Genomic DNA, 11,971 nt, shown 5'->3' with positions numbered 1-11,971 from the left:
GATTTCGTATGAATAATATTCGATTACCTCTCATCCTTGTGCTCAATGCACTTGGATTAGCACTATTTTTTAGTTGGTACCTGCCCGAGGGGCATGGTTTTTGGTTTAACCTCGACTCCGGGATCTTCCATTTTTTTAACCGCGAGTTGGTTAAGAGTCACGCCTTCCTGGTATTTGTTGCCGTGACCAATAATCGGGTGTTCGATGGCATTTCGCTATTAGCGATGGGTTCACTGTTTTTCTGTTACTGGCGCAAAGAGTCAGCAACAGGCCGCCGACGCATGTTCATCATGGGTATTGTGATGTTATTTTGCGCAATCATTATCAATCAACTTGGCCATTTGATTCCCGAATCTCACGTCAGCCCAACGCTCTATTTTACGGATATTTACCGTGTCAGCGAATTGCTGCATTTCCCGACTAAAGATGCGTCTAAGGACAGTTTCCCTGGTGATCATGGATTAATGCTGCTGATTTTCACCGGTTTCATGCTGCGATATTTCGGCAAAAAAGCGTTTGCTATTGCTGTAATTATTTTCCTGATTTTCATCATGCCACGCATGATGATTGGCGCACATTGGTTCACTGATATCTTCGTCGGCTCGTTATCTATTGCTCTCGTTGGGTTGCCCTGGGTTCTATTAACCCCATTAAGCGATGGGTTAATTAATCTTCTGGATCGTTATTTACCTTGCAAAAAAAGAACAATTCAATAACACCAAATAAACATTATTTTCAGCAATCATCAGAAACCAGAAATGATTGCTGTCTATTTTTTAGACACTTGCATGGAGCGTGTAATATTTAACCTGTCATCTTCATTAGACAAATGAAGTACCTGCACAGATAAGCAACAGTTCTGGTTAACAACTATGCAATATTACTTTTTACCTTTTAACATCACAATTTCTTATAAAATTTCAGAGAAAACCGCTCGCCATGCCTGATTTGATGAGGTAACCTCGAATACGTTTTGCGCTGATGCCCAATTCATTTGTTATGTGGATAATTTTGTGCGACAAGCCACAGTTTTGTTCATTAACGTTTGTCTCAAGGCGCGCAGGTAAATTAGTCTCGTCACGTTGGTATTTTGTATAACGATATTTATCGTAAAGGACATCAAGGGATAACAAACATAATGGTCAAGTCTCAGCCTATTTTGAGATATATCTTGCGGGTAATTCCCGCCGTTGCTGTAGCAGTAATGCTGTCAGCATGTAGTTCGACAAACACCGCAAATATGCATTCTGAGACGCATGCAGTCGGCAATAAAGATGGTTTTTTACTGCAAGCTTCTCAGGATGAATTCGAAGAGATGGTCCGTAATGTAGATGTGAAATCACGTCTTATGGATCAATATGCAAGTTGGAAAGGCGTTCGTTATCGCCTCGGTGGTAGTAATAGAAGCGGCATTGATTGTTCTGCATTCGTGCAGCGCACATTCCGTGAACAATTTGGTTTAGAGTTGCCTCGTTCAACTTCTGAACAGCAGGATTCAGGTAAATCGATTTCGCGTAGCAAATTACGTACTGGCGATTTAGTTCTGTTCCGTGCGGGTTCAACGGGACGACATGTTGGAATCTATATCGGTAACAACCAGTTTGTACATGCTTCCACCAGCAGTGGTGTGACGATTTCGAGCATGGATGAGCCTTACTGGAAAAAGCGTTACAACGAAGCGCGACGTGTATTGAGCCGCAGTTAATGCGCACCTTGCAGACGGTTACTCCCTTGGCTGTTCTGCAAGACAACAATATGACGAGACAAAAGAACGCTGCTTATGCAGCGTTTTTTATTGCCTAAAATTCATCCAGTTAAATAATTCTAAAATGATGATAGTTTTCGTTCGAAACTTTATGACGTATCGATCGTTTTTGCGTTATAGTCCAAAAAAACGCAAATAAACAATCAGTCTCTTGCGCCTGCAGGAACCATTCATACATGTTTTCTAAAAATATTTTCTCACGTTACTTTACCTCTGTCCGGCAAATAGCCGCCTTCAGTATTTTGGCCGGCGTGCTTGCCGCGCTATTGATTGGTGGAATAACTAGCCTGACATTGCACAGCAAGCGTGAAGCCAGCTACGACACACTTACTGAAGATATGCGTGAATATCTCAGCATCTTTTTCCAGGACCTCCAGTCGACCATCAGCGGCATTCAACCGTTAACTCTTTCAGACTGCCATCAAGTCTCCGGCGAATTGACTTCGCGCGCAGCCTTTAACGCTAACGTTCGCGCCTTTGTTTTAGTTCGTAACGGCAACGCCTACTGTTCTTCGGCTACGGGCAGCATGTTGATGGAGATGAGCCAGCTCTCCCCGGATATCGATATCAATAAAAATATCGATTTGGTTATCATGCTCGGTACCCCAATGATGCCCGGTAAGCCGACTATTGCCGCATGGTTTAAAAATCCGGTAATTGAGGGGCGTGGGGTTTTCGCCACCCTGAACGTAAATCTTACACCGTATCTATTATTCACTACTCGCCAGAGCGATATGGTGTCGATGGCGATCATCGCTGGCGATAAAGCGCTAACCACAATATCCAGCAATGTGATGAATGCTGCGAACCTCCCGAAGCATCCTACGCGCGTAATATCCATGGAAGATTTTCCCATCAAGATAGCGTTGTATGGCAAAACCTGGCCTGTAGAAGACATTCAAATCTCGATTCTGACCGGGCTCATATTCGGCATACTCGGTGGTGCGTTATGTGCCTACTTCCTGACGGTGCGCCTTCGTTCCGGTAAAGAGATTTTGATGGGGATTAAACGCGGGCAATTTTATGTTGTGTATCAACCGGTAGTTGATGCCAAAGAATTAAAAATGTCAGGCGTAGAAGTATTGATGCGCTGGAACCACCCAATTGCAGGGCCTATTCCTCCCGATGCGTTTATCGCGTTCGCCGAAGCACAGCAATTGATCGTTCCCCTAACCCGCCATTTGTTTGACTTGATTGCACGCGATGCCAAAAAGCTCCAGCATATCTTACCGGCTGGTGCGCGCCTCGGCGTTAATCTGGCTCCTAGCCATTTACATTCACCAACCTTTAAAGAAGATATTCAAGCCTTTGCCGCCTCATTGCCCCCTCATCATTTCCAGTTAATTTTCGAAATCACTGAACGAGATATGGTGAAAGAAAATGAAGCCAGCTGCCTGTTTACCTGGATGAATGAGCAAGGATTTCAAACTGCAGTCGATGATTTTGGCACCGGGCACAGCGCACTTATCTATCTGGAACGCTTTAAGCTGGATTATCTGAAGATCGATCGTGGCTTTGTTAATTCTATAGGTTTAGAAACTGTAACATCCCCAGTACTTGACGCCGTATTAACCCTTGCCCGCAAGCTAAGCATGACGACGGTTGCAGAAGGTGTGGAAACACCTGAGCAAGCCAAATGGTTAATTGACCGAGGGGTAAATTATTTACAAGGTTACTATTTCGCCCGCCCACTCACTCTTGAGCAATTGCAGTCATGGGGCGGTCAGCAAAAAACCTACGATGAGCTTGCTTGATCCCAGCGAACACCAATGCTGCTTGAAGTATGGCAGCTATAACTTATGATTTATCATCATGGCGTTATAACGCGGCGGGGCGTTGCCTGGACACTGATATTGTTTCGGGATGAAACAATTAGGTAAGCTCCCCCCAACAAGGATTGATCTATACGATGTTTGCCCGCATTCTCACCCTGCTGAGCCTTTGCCTGATTGCAGCCCCAGGCCTTGCTGAAAACATCAAGGAAAGCTACTCCTTTGCCGTTTTAGGGGAACCTAAATACGCCATCAACTTCACTCATTTTGATTATGTTAACCCTGCGGCTCCGAAAGGCGGGGATATCACGCTATCAGCCATTGGCACCTTTGATAACTTCAACCGCTATGCTCTGCGCGGCAATCCTGGTGTAAGCACCGAAACCCTATATGACACGCTTTTTACCAACTCGGATGATGAGCCGGGAAGCTACTACCCGCTGGTCGCTGAGATGGCGCGCTACCCCGATAACTTTGCGTGGGCTGAAATCGAAATTAATCCGCAGGCGCGTTTTCATGATGGGACGCCCATAAAAGCCAGCGATGTGGCCTTTACCTTCAATAAATTTATGACCGAAGGCGTACCGCAATTTCGTCTGGTTTATAAGGGCGCAAAAGTGAGAGCTATTGCCCCTTTAACGGTACGCATTGAACTGGCAACACCCAGTAAAGAACGAATGTTAGGTTTGTTCTCACTACCCGTGTTCCCTGAAAAATTCTGGAAGAATCATAAACTCAGCGATCCTCTGTCTGCTCCCCCTCTGGCAAGTGGCCCTTACAAAATAACGGCCTGGCGCATGGGGCAATACATCACCTACTCACGTGTCAGGGATTACTGGGCTGCAAATTTGCCAGTTAACCGGGGGCGCTGGAATTTTGACTCTATTCGGTACGACTATTACCTCGACGACAACGTCGCTTTCGAAGCTTTCAAAGCCGGTGCGTTCGATTTTCGTAATGAAGTTTCAGCCAAAAACTGGGCCACGCGCTACACAGGAAAGAATTTTGCTAACCATTTCATCGTAAAAGAAGAACAACCCAACGATGCAGCGCAGGATGCACGCTGGCTGGCATTTAACATTCAGCGCCCAATTTTTGAAGACCGGAAAGTGCGCGAAGCGATTGGCCTGGCCTTTGATTTTGAATGGATGAACAAAGCGCTTTTCTATGGTGCTTACAGCCGGGCAAACAGTTATTTCCAGAATACGGAATATGCCGCTCGTGATTACCCACATGCAGATGAACTCATCCTGCTGGCGCCCATGAAAAAGGATTTACCGCCAGAAGTGTTCACCAGCATCTATAACCCGCCAAAATCGAACGGCAATGGTTTTGACCGAGAAAACCTGCTCAAAGCCATGACGTTGTTAAAAGAGGCTGGATGGGAGCTGAAAGACCAGAAGCTCGTCAATGTTAAAACAGGTAAACCCTTCACCTTCGAATTGCTAATAGGGGCTACCGGTAACACACAATGGGTTTTGCCATTCCAGCATAATTTACAACGGCTGGGGATCACGATGGAGATTCGCCAGGTCGACAACTCGCAACTCACCAACCGCATGCGCAAGCGGGACTACGATATGATACCAACGCTTTACAGCGCCATGCCATATCCCAGCGCTGACGTGCAAATCGCATGGGCTTCAGAATATGTTGATTCCACATATAACTCCCCCGGAGTGAAAAGCCCGGTGGTTGACGAACTGATTTCTCAGATTGTGGCTAATCAAGGCGATAAACAAAAACTGCTTCCCTTAGGCCGGGCTCTGGATCGTGTACTGACATGGAATTACTACATGATCCCGATGTGGTACATGGCCGCAGATCGTTTCGCATGGTGGAACAAGTTTTCAAAGCCGGCTATTCATCCGTTATACGCAACCGGGTTTGATACCTGGTGGTACGACGTCAATAAAGCCGCACAATTACCAGCTAACAGGCGTTAAGGGAATATATGGGAAGTTATCTGTTACGTCGCTTGTTGCTGATAATCCCCACGTTGTGGGCAATTATCACCATCAACTTTTTCATCGTACAGATAGCACCAGGCGGCCCTGTAGATCAGGCTATTGCAGCAATTCAGTTTGGCCATGGTTCAGGTGTGCCCGGTATGACCGCTGACACTATGGGCAGCGGCCACGCGCGTGTTGGCGTGGGTAACGTTGGTGACAGCCAGTACCGAGGTGCGCGCGGTCTCGACCCGGAAGTGATTGCTGAAATCACTCATCGCTATGGTTTTGATAAACCGATCCATGAACGTTACTTCAAAATGCTTGGCGATTATTTGCGTTTTGACTTCGGTGACAGCCTGTTTCGCAGCGCATCCGTTATCCATCTGATTAAAGAGAGCCTGCCGGTTTCTATCTCGATTGGCCTATGGAGCACGCTGATTATCTATATTGTGTCGATCCCACTCGGCATACGAAAAGCCGTCAGCAATGGCAGCAGTTTTGATATCTGGAGCAGCACTTTTATTATCATTGGCTACGCCATTCCCGCATTCTTATTCGCAATTTTGCTGATTGTATTGTTTGCCGGCGGCAGTTATCTGGACTGGTTCCCGCTACGCGGGTTGGTGTCGACCAATTTCGATACCTTACCGTGGTACGGCAAAATTTTTGACTACCTCTGGCACATCACCTTGCCGGTGGTGGCAACCGTGGTAGGTGGCTTTGCGACCTTAACCATGCTGACGAAGAACTCGTTTCTTGATGAAATTCGTAAACAATATGTGGTTACAGCCCGCGCCAAAGGGCTGAGTGAAAAGAAAATCCTCTATCGCCATGTGTTCCGCAACGCCATGCTATTAGTTATTGCCGGTTTTCCTGCCACGTTCATCAGTATGTTTTTTACCGGTTCGCTGCTAATCGAAGTGATGTTCTCGCTAAATGGCCTGGGTTTATTGGGCTATGACTCAACCATTTCACGCGATTACCCGGTGATGTTTGGCACGCTATACATATTTACGCTCATTGGTTTGCTGTTGAACATTTTGAGCGACATTACTTACACGCTGGTCGATCCGCGTATTGATTTTGAGGGGCGTGGATGAGCCGTTTAAGTCCTGTGACTCAGGCCCGTTGGGCTCGATTTTGTCAAAACAAACGCGGCTATTGGTCATTATGGATTTTCGCCATTCTGTTTGTACTTAGTCTCGGATCCGAGCTTATTGCTAACGATCGTCCATTGATCGTTCACTACCAGGAACGCCTCTATTTCCCCTTTATTGCCAATTATAGTGAAAGTGATTTCGGCGGGCCTCTAGCAACCCCTGCTGATTATCAGGACCCGTGGCTTGCAGAACGTCTGAGCCAAAAAGGTTGGGTAATCTGGGCACCGATTCGCTTTGGCTCTAGCGCCATTAACTTTGCCACCACGGTCCCCTTCCCTTCACCGCCAAGTTCCCAAAACTGGCTAGGAACTGACGCCAACGGTGGCGATGTACTGGCACGCATTCTCTACGGCACACGCATTTCTATTCTTTTCGGCCTGATGCTGACACTCTTTTCCAGCGTGATTGGGATACTTGCCGGTGCGGTTCAGGGCTATTATGGCGGGCGGGTTGATTTATGGGGGCAGCGATTTATCGAAGTGTGGTCTGGAATGCCGACACTGTTCTTGATAATCCTGCTTTCAAGCGTCATCCAGCCTAATTTCTGGTGGCTGTTGGGGATTACGGTGCTGTTTGGCTGGATGAGTCTGGTGGGAGTGGTACGTGCAGAGTTTCTGCGCACCCGGAACTTCGATTACATTCGCGCGGCACAGGCAATGGGTGTCAGCGACAGGTCGATAATCACACGCCATATGCTGCCCAACGCCATGGTCGCCACCCTCACTTTCTTACCGTTTATTCTTTGCGGTTCGATTACCACCCTCACCTCACTGGATTTCCTGGGCTTCGGTTTGCCACTTGGTTCCCCATCCCTCGGTGAGCTGTTGCTGCAAGGCAAAAATAACCTTCAGGCTCCGTGGCTTGGCATCACTGCATTTCTCTCGCTGGCAGTATTGCTGACGTTACTTATTTTTATCGGCGAAGCAGTGCGCGACGCCTTCGATCCGAGCAAGGCGCACTGATATGACGACTCCACTGCTGTCCATAAAGAATTTATCCGTGGCTTTCCGAAACGGCGACACCATTGTGCAAGTGGTGGACGATTTATCCCTTGAGGTGAATGCCGGTGAAACACTCGCATTAGTCGGTGAATCAGGATCAGGGAAAAGCGTCACGGCGTTATCGGTGCTACGTCTGTTACCGGCACCGCCAGTTGTTTATCCGGCGGGTGAGATTCTCTTTAAAGGGCAGGAGTTATTACATGCTCCTGAACGCACGCTTCGAAGTGTACGTGGCAACAAAATCGCCATGATTTTTCAAGAGCCGATGGTTTCACTAAACCCGCTGCACAATATTGAAAAGCAGCTTTATGAAGTGTTATCGCTACATCGTGGAATGCGCCGTGAAGCCGCTCGTGCCGAAATGTTAACGTGCCTGGACCGGGTTGGTATTCGTAATGCGGCAAATCGCTTAACTGATTTCCCCCACCAGCTTTCTGGTGGTGAGCGCCAACGCGTGATGATTGCCATGGCGCTGCTGACTCGCCCAGAATTACTTATTGCCGACGAGCCAACAACTGCTCTGGATGTCACGGTGCAGGCACAAATTCTGCAACTGCTCAAAGAACTCAAACAAGAGCTGAATATGGGATTGCTGTTCATTACCCATAATCTGAATATCGTCAAAAAGCTGGCGGATAACGTTGCCGTCATGCGCAACGGTAAATGTGTTGAACAAAACTCCGCAGATAAACTGTTATCAGCACCGCAGCATCCTTACACGCAACAACTGCTGAACGCAGAGCCCACAGGTAGCCCACGTCCCGTAGATGAGAGCAGCAAGCCGCTATTGACCGTTCAAGGATTGCAGGTCGCCTTCCCTATTCGTCGCGGGTTGCTTAAGAAAACCATCGGTTATAACTACGGAATAAAAGACCTAAGTTTTACGCTGCGTGCCGGTGAAAGCATCGGTTTGGTTGGAGAGTCAGGATCAGGTAAAAGTACGACCGGGCTTGCGTTGCTACGCCTAATTAATTCCAGTGGTGAGATATGGTTTGATGGCAAACCGCTCCATGAGCTTAATCGCAAAAAGCTGCTGCCACTGCGTCACCGCATACAGGTCGTTTTCCAGGATCCGAACTCATCGTTGAATCCACGTCTGGATGTTTTGCAGATAATTGAAGAAGGTTTACGCGTGCATCAGCCTGCGTTAACTGCGGCAGAACGTGAGCAAAAAGTCATCGTGGCAATGCAGGAGGTGGGATTAGATCCGCAAACAATGCATCGTTATACGGCAGAATTTTCTGGCGGACAAAGACAGCGTATCGCCATTGCCAGAGCGTTGATTTTGCAACCTGAGTTAATCATTCTTGATGAGCCGACTTCTTCGCTCGACCGCTCCGTACAAGCACAAATACTTGCGTTGCTGAAGTCGTTACAAGAAAAGCATCAGTTGGCCTACATTTTTATCAGCCATGACTTGCGAGTAGTGAAGTCGTTATGCCACCAGGTAGTGGTACTGAGGCAGGGAGAAGTCGTTGAGCAAGGAGCATGCCGGCAAATTTTTGCAGCACCTCAGACGGAATATACACGCCAGTTACTCGCGCTTGCTTGATTTGCAAGCTTAAGAATCAAAAGGGATTAGTGCTGGAGAAAGATTCAGCAATAGCCACGCCGAAGTTCTTAAGCCTGCACGTTGCAGTTTGCTCATCCTGACGGTTAACAAACAGGCATGGCTGACCTTCGCATTCCACGACGGCAGAATCCACTTCGATATCTCTCAGCGCCATGCTCAATTTGTGCATGGTCGGCCAGGCTGAATCACTATTGTTGTCGCTAAGTAATTTCAGGCCAATCAGACAATTTTCAGCGTTCTGACCATTTTGCGGAATCGGTTCAACTCTGGAACCTGCAAAACCCGCCAACCAGCGATATCTATGTGGTAAGCGATGAACAATGGAAAGCTGTAACGTATTCACTGTGGTGTCCCCAAAAAATCCAAAATTATTTCACAAACAGTTTACATAAAGGTTAACACAATGTTGATGCTTTGTGTGTAAACAACCTGGAAACCGCTTACATCCGTTGTAATTATTTGTCTACCATTTCATATTTAGTGTTTTATTTTTGTGGTGCCGCACACATTTCGGCGCTATATGTAACGCTTTCTGCGATGTAACTCAACCTTTTTAACTACAAGAATATGACTTTTTGTTGTTGATACGTTTACATTTGAGAAACAAATTGTAGGCGTTTGTGAGAGGATTTCGTTGATTTGGATTAAAGAACGGGTACCTGGCGATACCCGTTTTCCTACTTTAGGATTATTTAGTGTTTAAGCGCGGGCGGCTGGCGTAGAGATAGAACACAATGGAGCAAGTCGCGCACACGGCAATCGACCAAATCATCGGCCACGCAGAATTAAAAGTCGCAAAGGATAGCAGCGCGCCGGTTAATGCGCCGATACCGAAACGAAACGTGCCAGCCAGCGAAGAAGCTGTTCCCGCCATATGTGGAAACTCATCAAGAATGACCGCCATCGCGTTTGACGACACCATTGAAACGCAACCAACAAATGCCGCCACACCCAATACCATCGACCAAAAACCGAACCCCAGCATCGTACTAAGTACCAGCCAGATAGCCATAGCAAACTGGACAAACAAGCCAAAGCGGAACATCGCCAGCGGGCCGAAACGGCGTACGAAGCGGCTATTAATTAGCGTCATCACAATCAAGAACAAGATGTTAAGCGCGAAGTAGTAACCAAAATGCTGTGGTGCAACGTGATTGAGTTCAATGTAAACAAACGGCCCGGCACTCAAAAATGAGAACATTGCCGCGAAGCTAAAACCACTCGCCAGCATGTAACTGAGCACGCGTTTATGGCGGAACAGCGTCGCAAAGTTGCCTATCGTGGTTCGTAAGTGAAACTTCTGACGGCGTTCAACAGGTAGCGTTTCGTGGATCAGGAAGAAAATCATCGCTGATGCAAGCAGTGCTGCCAGTGCCAGGATCCAGAAGATTGCATGCCAGCTAAACCATACGAGCACTGCCCCGCCGACCATGGGTGCAACAAGCGGTGCAATGGTGGTGATCAGCATGACAAACGACATCATGCGCGAGAACTCTTCTTTTGGATAAATATCGCGCATCAGGGCGTTGATCACCACGCTTGCCGCTGCAGCAGAAAGGCCATGCAGGAAACGCATAGCAATCAGGTGATCAATCGTTTGTGAGAGCGCGCAAGCAATTGCTGCCGCCGCAAAGACAAGCGTACCGCCAAGTACCACCGGCTTACGGCCAATGCTGTCTGCCATCGGGCCATAAAATAGCTGCCCAATAGCAAAGCCAAGAATATAGGTACTTAACGTCATTTGTGCGCTGCCCGCTGGCACGCCAAATTCCGAGGCAATAACCGGCAGGGCCGGTAAATACATATCTATTGATAACGGCATTAACATGGCCAGCAGGCCAAGTATCACCACAATACCAATTGACGAGTTTTGCTTACTGCTCAAGCTTCCTCCTGGAATTAACGTGGCGGCATGCCAACGCTGGCAACTTCTTCTTCGGTTAATGTGCGGTATTCGCCGGGTGCGAGATCTGCATCCATAGCAATTGCGCCAATGCGTTCACGATGCAAGCCAACCACATGGTTGCCTACCGCCGCAAACATACGTTTTACCTGGTGGTAACGGCCTTCGCTGATGGTCAAACGCACTTCAAGCGGAGTAATCACTTCAAGTGTTGCAGGCAGCGTCAGATCTTTTTCATTATGCAATTGAACGCCAGCGGTGAATTGTTCTGCTGTGTCGTCGGAGATCGGATTCTCAAGTGTCACCAGATAAGTTTTTTCACAATGGTGACGCGGAGAAGTAATACGGTGTGACCATTGACCATCATCAGTCATCAATACCAGACCGGTGGTGTCGATATCCAGACGCCCAGCAGCATGCAGTTTGTGCGCCATTGGTTCGTCGAGGAAATAGAGCACGGTTGGGTGATCCGGGTCTTCCGTTGAGCAGACGTAACCTTGTGGCTTATTAAGCATAAAGTAACGCGGGCCAACTTGCTGAGTCAGTGAACGACCATCAAACTCCACCTGGTGCTCAGGGTTCAGTTTAAAAGAAGCGTCACGCACCACTTCACCGTCAATCGTGACACGGCTTGCGCGGATTTCACGGCCAGAGATAGCACGGCTCACGCCAAGCTGCTGAGAGATAAATTTATCGAGTCGCATTAAATATTGCCTGTTTCTAAGAGGTACCAGGACAAAACCGCTGGCCGGGCATCAGCCCGTTTATATGGGTAAAATTCGTTTGCCTGTTAATTAGTTTGCCAGTATAGCCGGATAGAAAAGTCTCTCAAGCTAAAACCCTGT

10 protein-coding genes are annotated in these 11,971 nt (G+C 47.7%); 7 read left to right on the top strand and 3 right to left on the bottom strand.

What is annotated here, in order from left to right; genetic code table 11:
- Positions 1 to 8 precede the first annotated feature (8 nt).
- From EDF88_RS13915 to yejF, 7 genes are all read left to right on the top strand, one after another.
- Complete coding sequence (locus EDF88_RS13915) at positions 9 to 716, top strand: phosphatase PAP2 family protein (RefSeq protein WP_134185216.1); 708 nt, start codon at positions 9 to 11, stop codon at positions 714 to 716.
- Positions 717 to 1,138: 422 nt separating this feature from the next.
- Complete coding sequence (gene mepS / locus EDF88_RS13910; protein WP_034458689.1) at positions 1,139 to 1,705, top strand: bifunctional murein DD-endopeptidase/murein LD-carboxypeptidase; 567 nt, start codon at positions 1,139 to 1,141, stop codon at positions 1,703 to 1,705.
- 236 nt (positions 1,706 to 1,941) lie between these two features.
- Entirely contained in the window at positions 1,942 to 3,519 is a 1,578-nt protein-coding gene (locus EDF88_RS13905) for a cyclic di-GMP phosphodiesterase (protein ID WP_083962903.1), read from the top strand.
- 155 nt (positions 3,520 to 3,674) lie between these two features.
- Complete coding sequence (locus EDF88_RS13900) at positions 3,675 to 5,483, top strand: extracellular solute-binding protein (RefSeq protein WP_134185214.1); 1,809 nt, start codon at positions 3,675 to 3,677, stop codon at positions 5,481 to 5,483.
- 8 nt (positions 5,484 to 5,491) lie between these two features.
- Entirely contained in the window at positions 5,492 to 6,589 is a 1,098-nt protein-coding gene (locus tag EDF88_RS13895; RefSeq protein ID WP_064512552.1) for a microcin C ABC transporter permease YejB, read from the top strand.
- Positions 6,586 to 7,611, top strand: a complete 1,026-nt coding sequence (locus EDF88_RS13890; RefSeq protein WP_134185212.1) for a microcin C ABC transporter permease — start codon at positions 6,586 to 6,588, stop codon at positions 7,609 to 7,611. Before EDF88_RS13895 ends, EDF88_RS13890 begins: the two co-directional genes overlap by 4 nt.
- A 1-nt stretch (position 7,612) precedes the next feature.
- Positions 7,613 to 9,202: a microcin C ABC transporter ATP-binding protein YejF gene (gene yejF / locus EDF88_RS13885; RefSeq protein ID WP_134185210.1), complete on the top strand. Its 1,590-nt coding sequence runs from the start codon at positions 7,613 to 7,615 to the stop codon at positions 9,200 to 9,202.
- 16 nt (positions 9,203 to 9,218) lie between these two features.
- On the opposite strand, the gene EDF88_RS13880 is transcribed toward yejF, so the two are convergent.
- From EDF88_RS13880 to rsuA, 3 genes are all read right to left on the bottom strand, one after another.
- A complete protein-coding gene (locus EDF88_RS13880; RefSeq protein WP_134185208.1) occupies positions 9,219 to 9,566 on the bottom strand; it encodes a YejG family protein in 348 nt (115 codons plus the stop codon).
- 345 nt (positions 9,567 to 9,911) lie between these two features.
- Positions 9,912 to 11,108: a Bcr/CflA family multidrug efflux MFS transporter gene (locus EDF88_RS13875; protein WP_134185206.1), complete on the bottom strand. Its 1,197-nt coding sequence runs from the start codon at positions 11,106 to 11,108 to the stop codon at positions 9,912 to 9,914.
- A 14-nt stretch (positions 11,109 to 11,122) separates the two neighbouring features.
- Complete coding sequence (rsuA, locus tag EDF88_RS13870; protein ID WP_064512560.1) at positions 11,123 to 11,830, bottom strand: 16S rRNA pseudouridine(516) synthase RsuA; 708 nt, start codon at positions 11,828 to 11,830, stop codon at positions 11,123 to 11,125.
- Positions 11,831 to 11,971: the final 141 nt, after the last annotated feature.

This window comes from Buttiauxella sp. BIGb0552 (assembly GCF_004366275.1).
Lineage (GTDB): Bacteria > Pseudomonadota > Gammaproteobacteria > Enterobacterales > Enterobacteriaceae > Buttiauxella > Buttiauxella gaviniae.
Note: the sequence above shows the minus strand (reverse complement) of the source record. Positions and strands in the feature narration are given on the sequence as shown.

Excerpts from the sequence above, each read along its gene's own strand:
- EDF88_RS13915 (WP_134185216.1), top strand. The coding sequence starts at position 9 with ATGAATAATATTCGATTACCTCTCATCCTTGTGCTCAATGCACTTGGA.
- mepS (WP_034458689.1), top strand. The coding sequence starts at position 1,139 with ATGGTCAAGTCTCAGCCTATTTTGAGATATATCTTGCGGGTAATTCCC.
- EDF88_RS13905 (WP_083962903.1), top strand. The coding sequence starts at position 1,942 with ATGTTTTCTAAAAATATTTTCTCACGTTACTTTACCTCTGTCCGGCAA.
- EDF88_RS13900 (WP_134185214.1), top strand. The coding sequence starts at position 3,675 with ATGTTTGCCCGCATTCTCACCCTGCTGAGCCTTTGCCTGATTGCAGCC.
- EDF88_RS13895 (WP_064512552.1), top strand. The coding sequence starts at position 5,492 with ATGGGAAGTTATCTGTTACGTCGCTTGTTGCTGATAATCCCCACGTTG.
- EDF88_RS13890 (WP_134185212.1), top strand. The coding sequence starts at position 6,586 with ATGAGCCGTTTAAGTCCTGTGACTCAGGCCCGTTGGGCTCGATTTTGT.
- yejF (WP_134185210.1), top strand. The coding sequence starts at position 7,613 with ATGACGACTCCACTGCTGTCCATAAAGAATTTATCCGTGGCTTTCCGA.
- rsuA (WP_064512560.1), bottom strand. The coding sequence starts at position 11,830 with ATGCGACTCGATAAATTTATCTCTCAGCAGCTTGGCGTGAGCCGTGCT.